This is a genomic window from Rhizobium sp. BR 314 (genome assembly GCF_047445805.1).
Classification (GTDB): Bacteria; Pseudomonadota; Alphaproteobacteria; order Rhizobiales; family Rhizobiaceae; genus Rhizobium; species Rhizobium lusitanum_B.
In genome coordinates this window covers 60,029-77,962 of the sequence record NZ_JARWLA010000035.1, presented here as the reverse complement: position 1 = coordinate 77,962, position 17,934 = coordinate 60,029, and the positions used below count along the sequence as shown (strand labels likewise).

Here is a 17,934-nt window from a genome sequence, read left to right as displayed (position 1 = left end):
GATCTGGTTCTCTACTTCAAGCACATGATGGTGCTGAAGGGCGACGAGGAATATGCGCTGCATTTCAACGAGAGCGATGTTCTGTCCGAGAGCCAGCGCGGCTATGTCGAGGCGCAGTTCAAGCTGTTCAACAGCTGGTATGGCGAATGGAGCAAGCTTGCCGGCGCCGTGCAGACCTACAAGGCCTGAGGCCAGTCGCGGGCGTCCCGCTTTCGACGCCCGCCGATGACCTGATATCCAAACTCAAAGGCCCCCAGCAAGGGGGCCTTTTGCGTTTCGTGCGGATCTTGTTTGGCGTGTTTGTGTCTCGCTCAGGCCACCGCGTCGAGACCATGCTCCAGCAGGTGATCCAGCTGTCGGATTTCGTCTGCGGTGAGCGGGATACCGTCTTTCTCCGCGCGAGCGCGGGCGGCGAAACGACGCTGGGAGGGCAGGCGGGCACCCTGGCCGGCAATCGCCTCGAACAGGGCTTCGGCGCGCACCAGCGGATTGCCGGGCCGGCCGGCGGAAAAGGCCTCCGGCGAGAATGCGACGATGAGCTCGCCGTGCCGCGGGGCAAACGCTGTAGAGCCGAGATAGTCGAGCGCCTCGCGGCTCGTGAAGTCGCCGATCATCACGCCGGCCAAAAGCTCGATCATCGTGCCGATGGCCGAGCCCTTATGTCCGCCGAAAGGCAGCATGGCGCCGGCCAGAGCTGCTTCCGGATCCGTCGTCGGCTGGCCGTTGACGTCTACCGCCCAGCCTTCCGGCAGGGGCTTGCCGGCCCGACGGTGCAGCTCGATTTCACCGCGTGCGGCAACCGAGGTCGCGAAATCGAAGACGTATGGAGAGTTGTCAATACGCGGCCAGCCGAAGGCAAACGGGTTGGTGCCGAGGAGCGGCGCAGTGCCGCCGGCGGGCGCGACCGTCGAATAACTCGGACACATAGCGAAGGCGGCAAGACCGCGATCGGTCAGCGCCTCGACTTCCGGCCAGAGGGCGGCAAAATGCGTGCAGTCGTTGATGGCGAGCGCGGCAATGCCGAAACGGCGGGCGCGCTCGGCGAGCACCGGAACGCCCAGTTCGAAGGCGGCATTGGAAAAGCCGCTCTTTGCATCCACTTTGACGATCGCCGAAGCATCGCTCTCTTCCAGCACCGGCACTGCATCCGGTCGCGCCTTGCCGGCCTTTACCGCGCGCAGAACGCCTTCGATGCGATAGATGCCATGCGATTTACAGGCGTCGCGTTCGCCGGCAACGATGACCCTTGCGATCGCCGCCGCCTGCAGCGAATTGAGGCCAGCCTTCGTGAGGATCGCCAAGACGCGGCTATGCAGTGCGTCTGTTGTCAGGGTGGTGACGTCGCTCATCTGATTCTCCTGTGTTCGATCGTCTTCACTATAGAGGTTGAAATTATAAATACATAAAGTATACAAAAAATCGACAAATAACAGCAAAAGCCGCACAGCGTTTTTTGACGCTTCTGCAAAGGAAAGGGAAGACCAATGGAATTCACCCCTCACGGAAGGCATCTCATCGCCGGCGAATGGCTTGAAGGAACGGGGCATTTCCGCTCCTCCCCGGCGCACGGGCCGGCGCAAAATTTCTCCATCGGCACGGTTGAACTCGTCGCCCGCGCTTGCGAGGCAGCTGAAGACGCGTTCTGGAGCTATGGCTATTCCACACGCGGCACACGCGCCGCGTTCCTGCGGGCGATCGCTGAAGAAATCGAGGCACGCGCAGCCGCCATCACCGAGATCGGCACCCAGGAAACCGGCTTGCCCGCCGCGCGGCTCGAAGGCGAGCGCGGTCGCACGGTCGGCCAACTTCGTCTGTTTGCCGACCATATCGAAAAGGGTGATTATCTCGATCGCCGCGTCGATGTGGCTCTGCCGGATCGCAAGCCGGCGCCGCGTCCGGAAATCCGCTTGCTCCAGCGCCCTCTCGGTCCGGTGGCGGTCTTCGGCGCCTCCAATTTCCCGCTCGCCTTCTCGACGGCAGGTGGCGATACGGCAGCGGCACTCGCGGCCGGTTGCCCGGTCGTGGTTAAGGGGCATTCCGCCCATCCGGGCACCGGCGAAATCATTGCCGAGGCCATCGATGCCGCCATCCGCAAGACCGGCACGCATCCCGGCGTTTTCTCGTTGATCCAGGGCGGCAGTCGCGAAGTCGGATATGCGCTCGTCCGGCATCCAAGGATCAAGGCGGTCGGGTTTACCGGCTCACTGGCTGGCGGCCGCGCGCTGTTCGACCTCTGCGCGGCACGTCCGGAACCCATTCCTTTCTTCGGCGAACTCGGTTCGGTGAACCCGATGTTCGTGCTTCCGCATGCCACGCAGGCCCGCGCCGAGGCCATGGGTCAGGGTTGGGCAGGTTCATTGACGATGGGTGCCGGTCAGTTCTGTACCAACCCCGGGATTGCGGTTGTGCTCGATGGCCCCGATGCCGACCGTTTCGTCAAGGCAGCGGTGGCGGCGCTTGCGGGCGTCTCGCCGCAAACTATGCTCACAGACGGTATCGCCAAAGCCTACCGAGATGGCCAGCAGCGGTTCGTTTCCCGCGAAGGGGTCAAGTCTCTCCTGGTCACCGAACAATCCGGACGCGATGCCGCTCCCAACCTGTTCGAAACGACGGGAGCGGCTTTCCTTGCAGATCATCTGCTGGGTGAGGAAGTGTTCGGCCCGCTCGGGCTCGTCGTTCGTGTCGGTTCTCTTGATGAGATGGAAAATCTTGCGCACCACTTTGCCGGTCAGCTGACCGTGACTTTGCATATGGACGGAGATGATACCGCCGCCGCCCGTCGCCTTCTGCCCGTGCTGGAACGCAAAGCCGGGCGGGTGCTGGTCAATGGCTTCCCAACCGGTGTCGAAGTGGTGGATTCGATGGTTCACGGCGGGCCATATCCCGCGTCGACCAATTTCGGTGCGACCAGCGTTGGTACGCTGTCAATCCGACGGTTCCTGCGGCCGGTTTCCTATCAGAACATGCCGGCAGGTCTGCTCCCCGACGATCTGGCGGACTGAGCTTTTCTTAGCGACGACATTTTTAGCGTGCTCGAACGCCGCCGACCACAGGTTGGCGGCGTTTGCATATGCTGTCTTTCAGCGTGTGTTGAAATCCGCAAGTCGCCATCGATCATATGGTAGGATGAAATTCTTTTTGTATACTATTTGTATTTTCAATTTGCTTTACGTCTGCAAAAGGCGTTTATTGGCCGCGGCCGCAAATGGCCGACCAAACTGGGAGAACAGAATCTAATGAAAAAGACAGTCATCGCACTTGGCCTTCTGGCCACCGCCTTCGCCATCACGCCGGCCAAGGCCGATAAGCTTGATGATATCATCTCCTCCGGAACGCTCCGTTGCGCCGTCGTGCTCGATTTCCCGCCCATGGGCTCGCGTGACGCCAGCAACAATCCGATTGGCTTCGATGTCGACTACTGCAACGACCTGGCCAAGGCGCTCGGCGTCACCGCCGAGATCGTCGAAACGCCGTTCCCCGAGCGTATTCCGGCTCTGATGTCCGGTCGCGTTGACATCGGCGTTGCCTCCACTTCAGACACGCTGGAGCGCGCCAAGACCGTCGGCATGACCCTTCCTTATTTCGCCTTTGAAATGGCTGTAACCTCCAACGACAAGTCGGGCATCAAGTCCTTCGAGGACATGAAGGGCAAGACCGTCGGCGCGACCGCCGGCACGTTTGAAGCGATCGCACTCGAAAAGCAGGTCAAGGCCTGGGGTGCCGGCGAATTCCGTCCATACCAGACGCAGGCTGACGTCTTCCTGGCGCTGAGCCAGGGTCAGATCGACGCGACCGTTTCCACCTCGACCGTTGCCCAGGCAACCGTAAAGTCCGGCAAGTTCGCCGGTATCTCCGTGGTCGGCAAGGCACCGTTCCAGACGGACTACGTCTCCCTCTTCACCAACCGTGAAGAATACGGTCTCATCAATTACCTCAACCTGTTCATCAACCAGCAGGTTCGTACGGGCCGCTACGCCGAGCTTTACGAAAAGTGGGTCGGTGGCGCGCTGCCGTCCCTGACCGTGAACGGCGTCTATCGCTAATCGGATCGATTTCAACGACGGCGTGGCCATGATGGCCACGCCGTTTGACCTTCCGAAAGGTGGACGTTCATGTTCAGCTACACCTTCCACTGGAACCAGGCCTTCAAGGTATTGCCGCAGCTGCTCGATGGCGCGGTCGTCACCCTGCAGATCGCGATCCTGTCGATGGCAATCGGCCTCGTCTGCGCCATAGCGCTTACGCTCTTCAGGCTCACCGGCAGCCGGTTGCTGACGGGTATCGCTTCGACCTGGGTCGAGGTCGCGCGCAATACGCCGGCGCTTTTCCAGATCTACATGGCTCATTTCGGGCTCGGCAATTTCGGCATTCATCTCAACCCGTTTACGGCGCTGCTGGTCGGCATCGCCTTCAACAATGCCGGATATCTTGCCGAGAATTTCCGCGGCGCGCTGAAGGCAATTCCGGACACGCAGACCCGCGCCGGCCGTTCGCTCGGTATGACGTCGCTGCAGGCCTTTCGGCTGATCGTCATGCCGCAGATGCTTCGCATCGCCTTCCTGCCCGTCACCAACCAGATGGTTTGGGCGATCCTGATGACGTCGCTCGGTGTCACCGTCGGCATGAACACGGATCTTGCAGGTGTCACACAGGAGCTGAATGCGCGCTCGTTCCGTACCTTCGAATTCTTCGCGCTGGCCGCTGTGATCTACTATCTGATCGCCAAGCTCGTCACGCTTCTAGCCCGGCTCGCCGCCTGGCGCATGTTCCGCTACTGAGAGGGGTGAGAGATGTTCGATACTGCCCTCACCTGGAGTGACCTCCTGTTTCTGGCCAAAGGCGCCTGGATGACGCTCGTGGTTACCGGCGTGTCCGTAGCCGCAGGCACGATCCTCGGCATCGTATTCGGGGTGATCCGCGTTCAGGCCGGTCCCATCCTGTCGGCGCCGCTGACCTTCGTGCTTGACGTGTTTCGCTCCGTACCGCTGCTCATCCAGCTGGTCCTCGGCAATGCATTGCAGGCGATCCTGAAGCTTGGCTGGGCGCCGTTCACCACCTCCTGTGTGGTGTTGTCGCTCTATACGGCCGCCTATTGCACCGAAATCGTGCGTGGCGGCATCGCCGCGGTCCCGCCCAACACCCGCCGCGCCGCCCGCTCGCTTGGCATGAGCTGGCGGCAGGATATGTGCTACATCGTGGCGCCGCTTGCCACGCGCGTCGCACTTCCTTCGTGGATCGGTCTTTCGCTTGGCGTCATGAAGGATTCCGCACTGGTCCTGTGGCTGGGGCTGATCGAGCTGCTGCGCGCCTCGCAGGTTCTCGTAACCCGCCTGCATGAGCCGCTGCTGATCCTGACGATCTGCGGCGTGATCTACTTCATCATCAGCTTCCCGATCGCCCGCCTTGGCGGTTATCTCGAAAAACGGTGGTCCCCCAATGATTGAGATCGAAAATGTCCGCAAGTCCTTCGGTCAGCTCGAAGTGCTGAAGGGGATCAACCTCACCGTCAACAAGGGCGAGGTGGTCACCATTATCGGCGGGTCCGGCTCTGGCAAGTCGACCCTCCTGACCTGCATCAACGGTCTGGAGCCCATCGATTCCGGCCGCATCCGCATCGACGGCACGGAAGTGCATGCGAAGTCGACTGACCTTAACAAGCTGCGCCGCAAGGTTGGCATCGTCTTCCAGCAATGGAATGCGTTCCCGCATCTCACCGTGCTGGAAAACGTCATGTTGGCGCCGCGCAAGGTGCTCGGCATCAGCCGACAGCAGGCGGAGGAGATGGCGGTCAAGCAGCTGACCCATGTCGGCCTTGCCGAAAAGCTCTCGGTCTATCCGACCCGCATGTCCGGCGGTCAGCAGCAGCGTATGGCGATTGCAAGAGCGCTTGCCATGTCGCCGGAATATATGCTGTTTGACGAAGTGACGTCCGCACTCGACCCCATGCTGGTCGGAGAGGTGCTGGATACGCTGAAGATGTTGGCGGAGGAAGGAATGACCATGATCTGCGTGACGCATGAAATGGCGTTTGCCCGTGATGTCTCGGATCGTGTCGCCTACTTCCATCAGGGCGTAATGGCCGAGATCGGGAAGCCGGAGCAGATCTTCGGCGCGCCGCAGCATCCGGAAACGCAGAAGTTTCTTGCGAGCGTGCGTTGATGGCGGGACCGGACGTTATCGTCATCGGGGCCGGCGTTGTCGGCCTCTCTGCCGCGATTGCGGCCCAGTCGAGCGGCTTGAATGTCCTGGTCGTCGATCGCGAGGGACCAGCCGCCGGTGCTTCAGCCGGTAATGCCGGAGCCTTCGCCTTCACGGATATCCTGCCGCTTGCATCTCCGGGCATCCTGAAGAAGGCGCCGAAATGGCTGCTTGACCCGCTCGGGCCGCTTTCCGTGCCGCCCGCCTATGCGCTCCGGATCGCGCCCTGGATGTTCCGCTTCTGGCGGGCCTGCCAGCCGTCGCGTGTTGCCCACTCCACGGCGGCGCAGACAAGCCTGATGGATCTTTCCAGGGCGGAGCTTGAGCCCTTCCTTGCCGCGACCGACACACTCTCCATGCTGCGCAAGGAGGGCAATCTCCAGGTCTATGAGAGCGAGGCGGAGTTCCGTGCGTCGCTGCCCGGCTGGGAGGTTCGCCGCAATCACGGGATCGAATTCCGGCATGTAAAGGCTGACGAGATAGCGACGATCCAGCCAGGGCTAGCATCGCGCTTCGTGCTCGGCACGTTCACGCCCGGCTGGTATTCCATCGCCGATCCCAAGCTTTACACGCTTGCGCTGGCCGAGCATTTCCGCAGCCGGGGCGGTGTCATTGAAAGGGCGGAGATTGCGTCGCTTCGCGTGATCCCCAACGGGGTCGATGTGGTCGCGGCAGACGGAAAACTCCTTCAGGCCGGCAAGGTCGTTCTGGCCGCCGGCGCTTTTTCGCACCGGATCGCCAAATCGCTTGGTGAGCGCATACCGCTCGAAACCGAGCGCGGCTACAACACGACGCTTCCGTCCAATGCCTTCGATCTGCGTACGCAGATAACCTTCGGCGGCCACGGCTTCGTCGTCAGCAAACTCTCGACCGGCATTCGTGTCGGTGGAGCAGTAGAGCTAGGCGGACTGGCGCTGCCGCCGAACTTCAAACGCTCCGAAGCCATGCTGCAGAAGGCCCGCACCTTCCTGACCGGTCTCAATCCGGAGGGGGGAAAGCAATGGATGGGCTTCCGGCCGTCGCTGCCCGACAGCTTGCCTGCGATCGGCCGCGCGAGGGCGACACCGGATGTGATTTATGCCTTTGGCCACGGCCATCTCGGCTTGACCCAGTCTGCCGGCACGGCACGCATCGTTGCCGACCTCCTGACGGAGCGAGCGCCACCTATCGATCTCACGCCATTTTCGCCACAACGCTTCTGACGGAAACCGCAAGGTCACGCTCACCTTCTTTTTCATCGGCGAGCATGACCCTCTTGCACATGGACTAAATGACATGAACCACACGGCACCGGCTCGCAGCATCATGGGAGGCACGGCAGAGGGCCGTGTCGTCGCCACACAGGAGGCGCTCAGCTTCTGGGGCGGGGTCGATCCCGCCACCGGTAAGGTGATCGATATCCATCATCCCCTGCATGGCGAATGTCTGACCGGCGCGGTGTTGATGATGCCGTCGAGCCGGGGCTCGTGCACCGGATCCGGCGTGCTGCTCGATCTGGCACTGACGGGCCGCGCGCCGGCTGCTCTGATTTTTTGCGAGGCCGAGGATGTGCTGACGCTCGGCGCGCTTGTCGCTGCCGAAATGTTCGGTAAGCAGTTGCCAGTCGTGCGGCTTCAGCCTGCAGTCTTTGCGCGCCTGTCACAGGCAAAGGCCATCTGGATCGAAGCCGCCGCCGTCGTGGCGGATGGCGAAGCAATCCCCCTTCTGCCGCCTGCCACCTCGGCGCTGTCGTTGACGGACGCGGACCGGTCCATGCTGGAAGGCGGAGAGGGCGTAGCGATTGCTCAGGCCATGCGGATACTGACGGCCATGGCGGCACAGCAGGGTGCGGAATCGCTAGTCGATGTGACACAGGGCCATATTGACGGATGCATTTATGCAAGCCCGGCCAATCTGACCTTTGCGGAAAAAATGGCTGAGCTTGGTGGACGCGTGCGTGTGCCGACGACCATGAACGCGATTTCCGTCGATCGCGCCAATTGGCGCTCGCAGGGTGTGCCGGAGGATTTCGGCGATCCGGCCGCGCGGCTGGCGGACGCCTATGTGCGCATGGGCTGCCGCCCGACCTTTACCTGTTCGCCCTATCTGCTCGATAGCGCGCCGGGCGCCGGCGAGGCGATCGGCTGGGCCGAATCCAATGCGGTTATTTTCGCCAACAGTGTTCTTGGCGCACGCACGGCCAAGCATCCCGACTTCCTCGATCTTTGCATCGCCTTGACAGGCCGTGCTCCGCTTTCCGGCGTGTACCTGGACGAAAATCGCAAGGCGACCCGTATCCTCGACGTCGAGCTGCCCGAAGGTCGTGACGATGCCTTCTGGCCGCTGATCGGATATCTCGCCGGCAAGGCTTCGCCGGATCGCATTCCGCTGCTGCGCGGTCTTACTGCGGGAGCCCCATCCCGCGATGATCTGAAGGCGCTTTGCGCCGCTTTCGGCACGACCTCGGCCGCTCCCATGCTCCATGTCGAGGGCGCAACGCCTGAGGCCGAAGGGGCTGAGCATCCAAATGCGGACCATCGCGCTATTGCGCGCGCGGATATGGCCGCCGCTTGGAAGATGCTGAATGAAGGACCGGAAGAGGTCGAGCTCATCGCCATCGGCAGTCCACATGCCTCGCTTGACGAATGTCGTGCGCTTGCTGACGCATTTGCAGGCCGGCATCGCCTCCCCGGTGTCATGGTGATCGTTACAGCCGGACGCGACGTTATTGCCGCTGCCGAGACCGATGGCACGCTCGCAAGGTTGCGCGAAAGCGGCGTGCAGGTTCTGCCCGATCTCTGCTGGTGCTCGATCTCCGAGCCGGTCTTTCCGCCCGGAACACGTGCGGTCATGACTAATTCGGGCAAGTATGCTCATTACGGGCCGGGCCTCAGCGGACGCGTCGTCCGCTTCGGCAGCCTTGCCAATTGTGTGGAGGCAGCAGTGACCGGACGCGTTCCGGCCGGCTTGCCGAACTGGATCTGACAGGAAAAGCAGGTGAATCCGGCCCGACGTGGATGAACTCCGCGTCGGACGGCAATTGTGCGTTTCAGCGCTCTGCGATCGGCCGCGTGTGCCAGAGCAGATAGCACCGCGTCTCTTCTTCGACCCTGTCCAAAAGCGCCGTGCGGACTTGCGTGTGGTAATCGTCAAGAAACGCGATTTCCGCCGCCGTCAGACTGGCGAGTTTGGCCATGCGGAGATCGATAGGTGCCAGCGTCAGACTATCGAAGCGGCAGAAGCCCGGTCTGTCGGCGACGACCTCTACCTGGTTCTCTATTCGGATGCCGAAGACGTCCGCTTTGTAATAGCCAGGCTCGACGGTCATGATCGTGCCGGGTTCGAGGTTGTGAAGATTGGGCTTCTTCGCAAAACGATGCGGATATTCATGGATCAGCAGGTTATGGCCGACGCCGTGTCCCGTTCCGTGGTCGTAGTCGAGCCCCATGTCCCATAGAGGACGACGCGCCAGTGCATCGAGCTGATGCCCCTGGGTGCCAAGCGGGAAGCGCGCGGTCAGCAGCGAAATGAAACCCTTCAGGACCGCGGTGTATGTTTCCCGCATTTCATCGGTTGCCTTGCCGAACACAACGGTGCGCGTCACGTCCGTCGTTCCATTGACATACTGGCCGCCGGAATCGATCAGGTAGAAGCTGTTCTCTTCAATGGCGGCATTCGTGTCGGGTTGGGCGTGATAATGGCACATGGCGGCATTGCCGCCGGCGGCCGAAATCGTGCGGAAGCTCGGTTCGAAGTAGCCGGCATGTCTGGCGCGAAAAGCGATCAGCTGCTCCTCTGCGTCCAGTTCGGTCAAAGGCAGATCCGCGGCTTGCCGACGAGGCCATTCGCTGTCGAGCCAGGCCAGGAAATTGGTAAGTGCAATCCCGTCCTCGACATGGCAGGCGCGAAAGCCTTCCAACTCCGTGACATTCTTGGTGGCCTTGGCGCTTGCAAGAAGGCTCGTCTGCTCGATCGTCTGGCCGCCGGCCGTCTTGATACGGGCGCGGACCGCCTGCGGCGCAAAGTCGGGGTCGATCAGCGTCGTCTTACCGGCTGACGTCTTTCCGACAGCCCCGAGAAAATCCTCCGGATCGGCGATCGTGACGTCGGACAATTCGAAGGCAGCGCGATCGTTGCCGAGCTTGCGATGATCCACGAACCATTGCGCTTGATTGTCGGCATCGAGCAGCAGAAAGGAATGCGGCACCGGGTCCATGGCGACATCGGAGCCACGCACATTCAGGAGCCATGCGATGTTGTCCGGCGAGGTTTCTATGAGCTGGTCCGCACCCAGCGCCTTTAGCTTGCTTGCGATCCGGTCGCGCTTGCTGGCTGATGTCTCGCCGGAAACCGCAGGCGGCATCGCCCGGATGAGGCCGACTGGGCGAGGCGGCCGGTCAGTCCATATATCGTTGAAGGGATCGGCGTCGAGCGCGATCAGTTCGACGCCTGCCGCCTTGCATCCCGCCAGTAACCTTTCATAGAGGGCGCCGCTGATCAGCAGGGTGTGAATGCCGATCCGCCAGCCGGACTTTCCATGGTGCTTCAGCCAGAGATCGAGCGGGTCGTCATGGAGATGGTGTACGGCAAAGGCGGATAGATCCACCTCATTGCGCACCTGCACCTGATAGCGTCCGTCGACGAAGATCAGCGCCTGCGCCGGCTGCACGAGCGCCAGACCGGCGGAGCCGGTAAAGCCGCTTATATACTCCAGGCAATTGTCATGCTCTGCCGTGACTTCGCTTTGGTGGGCGTCCGTTCGCGGGACAATCAGGCCGTCCAGCTTCGCCCGCGCAAGCCAGGTGCGTACATTTGCAAGCTTGCCGGCATTTTCAGTTTTGTTCATCGTCATCCCCACAATCATTCCGCCGCAAGCGGCCCGCCTTTTTCGGCAACAAGCGCCGCCAGCCGTTCAAACACCGATGCCGACTGACGAATGCCGTCATGCTCGAATTCGTTGGTGATCCAGAAATCCAGATTGCCGACTGCACGTGCGGTTTGCAGCGAAAGGCCGGCGTCGACATACATGTCGTCATGATAGATCGCTGCAGCGATCGGGATCTGGTTGGCGGCGAGACGATCGCGATCATAAAGCACGCTGTGCTGCGGGCGCCGGGCCAGTGCCTCGGCGGCAGCTCTGAACGGCTTGAGGGAGGAAATTTCTTCGAACATCCACGGATAGATCATCTCGCCGGTAAACAGCAAAGGGCGAGCAGCTGGATCGAATTCGGGGAAGTCTGCCCGCAGCCGTTCGGCCGACCAGGCCGTCGCGCCGTCACCCTCGCCATAGATTGCCTCATGGATGGCTGCAAAGAGCGGACCGCTATGATAGGAGGTCAGATTCATCATCGAGGCCAGGAAATGGTCTGAGAGCCTGTCTTGCTTCGTGTCTGCGAAGGCCTCGTCCACCAGCCAGTGAATATTCTCGAAGCCATGTGCCATGCCAAAATCGAGGCCGACGGTCTGAAGGCGGCGCACGCTCAGCCGATCGCCATCGGGCAGGCGGATGTCGTTGCGATCGATGAAATCGGCGATCTTGCCGACGAGCGCGACGTCGCCCGGATAGCGCTTGTAGTAGGCGGTATTTTTGGCCCGCACGCGAGGATAGGTGTGGCGATAGACCTCGTCAGCGTCGGGCTTAAGGCTGGGAATGCCGCCGGTAATATAGCAGGCGGCCAGGCCCTCGGGTGCCTGGCTGAGATAGGTGAGCGTAAGAAAGCCGCCATAGCTCTGGCCAAGCGTTTGCCAGCGGCGGCCCTCAAGCTCCGTTTTGCGGAAATGCTCCAGATCCCTGACGATGGAATCGGCGCGGAAGCAGGCAAGAAAGTTCGCGCCCGCTTCGCCATCGAGCTGGCCGATCGTTGCCGTGTCGACTGGAGTGGAACGCCCTGTGCCGCGCTGGTCCGGCAGGATGACACGATGCGTTTTCAGGGCCTCGGCCAGCCATGACGGCCCACCGCGCGTTGGGCGGGGCGACTTACCGCCTGGGCCGCCTTGCAGGAAGCAGAGAACCGGCAGCGTTTCGGCCTTGCGGACCGGATCGACCACCTCGCGCGCGAAAAACTCGATGGTCTTGCCCGATGGATCGGACCAGTCGAGCGGCACGGTGAGGACGTGATCGCGGATATGCATTCCGGGGATGGTGTATTCGGAAACGATCATGATGATGTTCTTTCAGCGGACGCGGGGGTCGAGCAACACATAGAAGAGGTCGACAATGATATTCGATATGACGATGAACACTCCGCCCAGCAATACGACACCGATGATAATCGGGCGGTCTTGATTGGCGACCGCCTGAACCGCAAGTGCTCCCACCCCCTGCAACCCATATACCTGCTCGATGATGATCACGCCGCCGAGCAGCATAGCGATGTCGGCGCCGAGCTGGGTGACAAGCGGCGTCAGCACTGCACGCAGACCATGTTTCCAGACCACACGTCGTTCGCTGAGGCCCTTGGCCCGGGCGGTGCGGATATAGTCCTCACCCATCACATCCAGCATCTGGCCGCGCGTCAGTCGGGCATAGACGGCCGCCATGGTCAGGGCGAGCGTGGTCCATGGCAGGATGAGATGCCATGCCCAGAGCAACGGTTGTGTTGTCAGTGCCTTGTATCCTCCGGGAGGGAACAGCGTGAACCCTGCCTGCTTGGGGACGAAATAGAGGAGGTAAAGCGACATCATGCCAAGCACGAAGGTCGGAAAGCTCAAGCCCACGAGGATGAATGCTTGGCCGATACGGTCCCGCAGGCCGCCCGCGAAACGCGCCGACATGATGCCCATCGGAATGCCGATTGAGAGCCAGAGCAGCGCTCCTCCCAGAACCAGAGACAGAGTGATTGGAATGCGCCGGACGATGATAGGCGCGACAGCCTGCTGATTGCGGTAGGAAAAGCCGAGATCGCCGCTGACCGCCCGGATGAGAAAGCTGCCATACTGAACCAGGATGGGGCGGTCTACACCGAGATTCTTACGGATCTGCACCAGCTGTGCCTCGGTCGCCTTATCGCCTGCGATCATGCGGGCGGGATCGCCGGGCGCGACGAAGAACAGGAAGAACACGAAGGCGGAGAGCATCAGAAGGACGCCTGCGCCGAAGATCAGGCGCTGGGTAAGAAAGCGGATCATCGCTTGGACGCTCCTTTGGATTGCAGCCTGAAACGACGAACCGTGCGTGCGCTTTTCGGGTCGAGCGCGTCGCGCAGGCCGTCACCGAGAATGTTGAAGGCGAGCGTCGTCAGCAGAAGCGCCGTACCGGGCACGAAGACCAGCCACCACGCGACGAGGTAGAGGGAGTTTGACGACGCGTCTGCCAGCATTCCGCCCCAGCTCGGCGTTGGAGGCACGATCCCCATGCCGAGGAACGACAGCGTCGCCTCGAAGACGATCGAGCTCGGGATCTGCATGGTGGTGTAGACAATGATGGGGGCTGCGAGATTGGGCAGGATGTCGATGACCATGATCGAAAGTGGGCCAGCACCGAGCGAGCGGCTCGCTTGAACGAAGTCCTGCTTGCGCAGTGAAAGCACTTGTCCGCGGATAACGCGCGCCATCGGAGCCCAGCTGAAGAAGACGATGACGCAGACGCTGAGCGTCAGGCTGGGACCGAAGGCCGATACGAGTGCAAGTGCGCAGAGCAGGAAGGGGACGCTCATGACGAGGTCCATCAGCCGGCTGAGCAGGATATCGGTCAAGCCGCCATGATAGCCGGCCGTCGTGCCGACGATCACCGCGATCGTCGAGGCCAGCACCGAGGCAAATACCCCCACCAACAAGGAAACGCGGGCGCCATAGGCGAGCCGCACCAGCACGTCGCGGCCCAACTGGTCCGTGCCGAGCCAGAATTGATCGCCCGGACCGACCGGAATGCCCGCCGGCGACAGGCCGATATCGCGGAACTGCTCGATCGGTGAGTGCCCGGTCAGCGTGGCGATCCACGGCGCGATGACCGCGAGCAGGACGACGGCCAGAATGACGCAAAGGGCGATCATGCTTGCCTTGTCGCGGCGTAGACGACGCAGCGTCAACTCAAGCGAACCGCGCTGTACCACGTCCGTCTGTGTCGAAGGATCTGATGTCGCGACGTCGCTCATGCTGTCACCTGTCTTGTCTCGATCAATGACCGCGCGACGCCATCATCGTCTGTGACGGAGAGCGTTTTCGATGCGGATAGCAAAGTGCGGGTGTAGGGGTGCTGCGGATTGGCAAAGATCTGTTCGGCTGCGGCCAGCTCGACAATCTTGCCGCCTTGCATGACGGCGATCCTGTCGCAGATGTGGCGCACGACGGACAGATCGTGCGAGATGAACAGATAGGTGAGGCCCAGCTTCTGCTGCAGTTCCTTGAGCAGGTTGAGGACCTGCGCCTGGATCGATACGTCGAGCGCCGAGACGGGTTCGTCGCAGATGACGAGCGCGGGATTGAGGGCCAAGGCACGCGCGATGCCGATCCTCTGGCGCTGGCCGCCGGAGAATTCGGCCGGAAAGCGATTGTAGTGCTCGGGGTTAAGGCCGACCATCTCCATCAGATGCCGCACCTTTTCGCGGCGCTCCTCTCCTGCCGCGACACCGTGCAGGCGGAAGGGATCGCCGATGATCGCGCCAACGCGGCGGCGCGGATTGAGCGAGCCGAAGGGGTCTTGGAAAACGAGCTGGATCTGCTGGCGCATCTCTCGCCATTCACGGCCCTTGAGGTGGCTCATGTCGTGGCCGAGCACGTTGATCTTGCCCGAGGTCGCCGGCGTCAGCCCGGCGACGATGCGTGCCAGCGTGGATTTTCCGCAACCGCTTTCGCCGACGAGGCCGACTGTTTCTCCGCGTGTGATCGTGAGGTCGATGCCTTTGAGAACTTCGAGAGTGCGCTTTTGTCCGAAGAAGCTGCCGACATGATAGGTCAGGCGGACGTCTTCAATCCTGGCGATCTGCTCGGAGCGGGTTGTCTTGGCTTCGATCGTCTCGGCGGCCCCAGCTAGCGAAGGTGGTGCAGCCTTCGGCTCCAGCAGACATAGGGATTCGACACCATCACTGTAGACGCGCAAGGGTGGGCGCTGGTTCGTGCAATCGGCGAGCTGCTCACTGCAGCGTGGAGCGAAGATGCATCCGGTCGGTGTTGAAAGCAGGCTCGGCGGGCGTCCCTTGATTGGGACCAACTGCGCGCCAGGCGCGTAGCTTGCCGGCGTCGATCGCAGCAGCCCCGCCGTATAGGGATGGGCTGGCGAGCGGAAAACATTGCGGGCTGGGCCGTATTCAAGCCGATTGCCGGCATACATGACCATGACGTCGTCAGCGACGCTGGACAGTAGGCCGAGGTCATGCGTGATGAGGATGATCGTGGTGCCGAAATCGCGCCGCATGGTGTCGAGCAGATCGATGATCTGGGCTTGAACGGTGACGTCAAGCGCGGTCGTCGGCTCGTCGGCAATGATGAGCGCAGGATTGAGGATAAGCGCCATGGCGATCATGACGCGCTGACGCATCCCGCCCGAAAACTCGTGCGGATAGCTGTCGAAACGCTCGGCGGGCGAGGGGATGCCGACCTTGCCGAGCATGTCGATCACGCGAGCCTGTGCGGCTTCGCGATCGATGGTCTCATGCGTATGCAGAACCTCGGCGATCTGCGAGCCGATCGTGTAGAAGGGATGCAGGCTCGACAACGGATCCTGAAACACCATGCCGATGCGGCCGCCCCGCAGGCGACGCATCTCCGACTGCGGCAGGCTGAGAAGGTTGCGACCTTCGAACCAGACCTCGCCGCGGACGTCGGCATTGGGCAGAAGCCCCATGACGGCCTGTGTCAGCACACTCTTTCCAGAGCCGGATTCGCCTGCAATACCGAAAATCGAACCGGGCCTGATCGAAAAGGAGACGTTGCGTACCGCATGTACGACGCCATCCTCGGTCGGGATATCGACCGTCAGTCCCTTTGCCTCCAATATGGTCAAGGGTAAACTCGCACTTTAATCGGGTTACGTTCAGGCGCCGCAGCCAGGCTGCGGCGCCATACACGAAGATGCCGGATCAGCGTTCGATCCAGAGGTTCGTCCAATCGCCCTCCACGCCCAGGGCATAGGGCTGGAAGTTCTTCACCGCTTCGCTGCGATAGCGTGGGTTCTTGTTGGCGATCAGCGGCACCACCGGCGCGTCTGCCATGACCATCTCGTCGACCTCAGCCCACAATTTGCCGGTTTCCTCCGGCGTGGTCGCGTTGATCGCCTTTGCAGCGGTCTCGTTGGCCTTCGGGTTGTTGTAGTCGGTGTAGTTGTAGGTCTGGTGCGTCCCGTCGAAGGTGAACTGCGGCTGGAAGACGGAGCGCGCAGCGCCGCCAACCCAGTCCGGCGTCCAGCCCACGGGCGCGATGTCCCAGGTGCCGTTCTTTGTGTTCACGGGATTGGTCATGAATTTGGAGTAATAGTCGGCGGCGGTTACCGGCGCCAGTTCGAGCTTGATGCCTGCGCGCGCCATGCTGGCCTGAATGGTGGCGGCGGTCGCCACTTCCAGATCCTTGTTGCGGTAAGGCATCTTCAGCGTGATGCCATTCGGGAAGCCAGCCTCCGCGAGCAGCGCCTTGGCTTTTTCCGGATCGCCCTTGGATTCCGGCGAGGGGTAGAGATCGAACTTGTGATGTCCAAGCACGCCAAGCCCGAAAATGCCCGTCGCAGGTTCCGCCACCTTCGGGCCGCCCCATTGCTGGACGATTGCGGCTTTGTCGATCGCATACGACAGCGCCTTACGGACGCGGATGTCCTTGAGCGCACCCTTGTTGTTCTCCGAGACGGTGTTGATGAACAGGAAGTTCGTGTTGCCGGCAGAAAGCGCCGTCAGCTTTTCGTCGTTGTTGGCGGCAAGCGTCGCCAGGATGGCTGTAGGGACGTTAATGTCATAGGCAAGATCGGCGTCGCCCGACTGCAACTGCTGCATGATGGCATCGGCCTGCAGCCCCATGGTGATCTCGATATCATCGACATAGGCCTTGCGCAGCGGATCGCTTTCCGCCTTCCAGGCGGGATTGCGCACCAGCTTCAGGCTGGTGTCGGGCGTGTATTCGCCGATCGTATAGGGGCCGCTGCCGACGAAATGCGTGCGGTATTCCGGGCTGTCGGGAAGGTAGTCGAGCACCTCGATCGGCGCCGGAGCTGGCATGGGAAGCGAGAGCATGTAGATGAAGTCGCCCGCGCGTTCCTTGAGCTTGAAGATAACAGTCTGATCGTCGGGCGTCTCGATGCCCTTTACGTCATTTTCTTCCGCATATTTCTTCATATCGGCGGCGGTCGGCGGAACCTTGGCGAAGCCATCGCAGAATTCGCTCAGGCCGGAGATGAGCGCTGTAAAATAGGTCAGCGTCGAAGCCTGCAGGTGCGGATTGCACAGCCGCTTGAAGCCGCGCTTTACGTCCGCCGAGGTAATCTGGCGGGCGCCGGAAGGCGCATTCCACATGGCGCCCTGGCGCAGCTTGAACGTGTAGGTCAGCCCGCTGTCCGTCGGCTGCGGCACCTCGGTCGCCAGATCGCCAACCGGTTTGATCGCGACGTTCGGATCCGTCGACGCTTGGTAGCTGACCAGCTGCCGCGATATGGCGCGCAGCAGATTGTTGGTGTTCACCATGCCCGCTAGCGCAGGGTCGATGTGATCAGGCTCGCCGGTGGCAAGAATCCGCAGCGTGCCGCCCTTGACGGGTTCGTCCGCCGCGGCAAGTCCCGGCACGGAAAGAGCAATAAGCAAAGATGCGACCGAGACGGTCGACTTCAATAAACTACGCATG

General features: G+C 61.7%; 14 protein-coding genes and 1 pseudogene. 8 read left to right on the top strand and 7 right to left on the bottom strand.

Annotated features, from left to right (window positions below):
* Positions 1–189: pseudogene (locus QD461_RS29745) on the top strand (dihydrodipicolinate synthase family protein); the annotation flags it as partial.
* Positions 190–311: 122 nt separating this feature from the next.
* On the opposite strand, the gene QD461_RS29740 reads toward QD461_RS29745, so the two are convergent.
* The gene (locus QD461_RS29740; protein ID WP_414090804.1) at positions 312–1,349 is read right to left on the bottom strand and encodes an Ldh family oxidoreductase; all 1,038 of its coding nucleotides are present in this window, start codon (positions 1,347–1,349) and stop codon (positions 312–314) included.
* A 135-nt stretch (positions 1,350–1,484) separates the two neighbouring features.
* Here QD461_RS29740 and QD461_RS29735 point away from each other — a divergent pair, with 135 nt between their 5' ends.
* From QD461_RS29735 to QD461_RS29705, 7 genes are all read left to right on the top strand, one after another.
* Positions 1,485–3,002, top strand: coding sequence for an aldehyde dehydrogenase (NADP(+)) (locus QD461_RS29735; RefSeq protein ID WP_414090803.1), 1,518 nt, complete (start codon positions 1,485–1,487; stop codon positions 3,000–3,002).
* Positions 3,003–3,236: 234 nt separating this feature from the next.
* Positions 3,237–4,043 (top strand): transporter substrate-binding domain-containing protein, encoded by an 807-nt coding sequence (locus QD461_RS29730; protein ID WP_184710917.1) that lies wholly within the window; start codon positions 3,237–3,239, stop codon positions 4,041–4,043.
* Between the two features lie 69 nt (positions 4,044–4,112).
* Positions 4,113–4,778, top strand: coding sequence for an amino acid ABC transporter permease (locus tag QD461_RS29725; protein WP_184710915.1), 666 nt, complete (start codon positions 4,113–4,115; stop codon positions 4,776–4,778).
* 12 nt (positions 4,779–4,790) lie between these two features.
* Positions 4,791–5,444 carry an amino acid ABC transporter permease gene (locus tag QD461_RS29720; RefSeq protein ID WP_184710913.1) on the top strand — a complete coding sequence of 218 codons (654 nt, stop codon included), beginning with the start codon at positions 4,791–4,793 and terminating at the stop codon, positions 5,442–5,444.
* Positions 5,437–6,159: an amino acid ABC transporter ATP-binding protein gene (locus tag QD461_RS29715; RefSeq protein ID WP_199092272.1), complete on the top strand. Its 723-nt coding sequence runs from the start codon at positions 5,437–5,439 to the stop codon at positions 6,157–6,159. The genes QD461_RS29720 and QD461_RS29715 overlap by 8 nt, the downstream gene beginning before the upstream one ends.
* Positions 6,159–7,400, top strand: a complete 1,242-nt coding sequence (locus QD461_RS29710) for an NAD(P)/FAD-dependent oxidoreductase (protein ID WP_414090802.1) — start codon at positions 6,159–6,161, stop codon at positions 7,398–7,400. Before QD461_RS29715 ends, QD461_RS29710 begins: the two co-directional genes overlap by 1 nt.
* 73 nt (positions 7,401–7,473) lie before the next feature.
* The gene (locus QD461_RS29705) at positions 7,474–9,162 is read left to right on the top strand and encodes an aconitase X (protein ID WP_414090801.1); all 1,689 of its coding nucleotides are present in this window, start codon (positions 7,474–7,476) and stop codon (positions 9,160–9,162) included.
* 64 nt (positions 9,163–9,226) lie between these two features.
* Here QD461_RS29705 and QD461_RS29700 read toward each other — a convergent pair whose 3' ends face one another.
* The 6 genes from QD461_RS29700 to QD461_RS29675 form a co-directional block, all read right to left on the bottom strand.
* A complete protein-coding gene (locus tag QD461_RS29700) occupies positions 9,227–11,023 on the bottom strand; it encodes an aminopeptidase P family protein (RefSeq protein WP_414090800.1) in 1,797 nt (598 codons plus the stop codon).
* Between the two features lie 14 nt (positions 11,024–11,037).
* Entirely contained in the window at positions 11,038–12,339 is a 1,302-nt protein-coding gene (locus tag QD461_RS29695; protein ID WP_414090799.1) for an alpha/beta fold hydrolase, read from the bottom strand.
* 12 nt (positions 12,340–12,351) lie between these two features.
* Positions 12,352–13,305 (bottom strand): ABC transporter permease, encoded by a 954-nt coding sequence (locus QD461_RS29690; RefSeq protein ID WP_414090798.1) that lies wholly within the window; start codon positions 13,303–13,305, stop codon positions 12,352–12,354.
* Positions 13,302–14,270 (bottom strand): ABC transporter permease, encoded by a 969-nt coding sequence (locus QD461_RS29685; RefSeq protein WP_414090797.1) that lies wholly within the window; start codon positions 14,268–14,270, stop codon positions 13,302–13,304. The genes QD461_RS29690 and QD461_RS29685 overlap by 4 nt, the downstream gene beginning before the upstream one ends.
* Positions 14,267–16,117, bottom strand: a complete 1,851-nt coding sequence (locus QD461_RS29680; protein ID WP_414090796.1) for an ABC transporter ATP-binding protein — start codon at positions 16,115–16,117, stop codon at positions 14,267–14,269. The genes QD461_RS29685 and QD461_RS29680 overlap by 4 nt, the downstream gene beginning before the upstream one ends.
* A gap of 76 nt (positions 16,118–16,193) precedes the next feature.
* A complete protein-coding gene (locus tag QD461_RS29675; RefSeq protein WP_414090795.1) occupies positions 16,194–17,933 on the bottom strand; it encodes an ABC transporter substrate-binding protein in 1,740 nt (579 codons plus the stop codon).
* Position 17,934 lies beyond the last annotated feature (1 nt).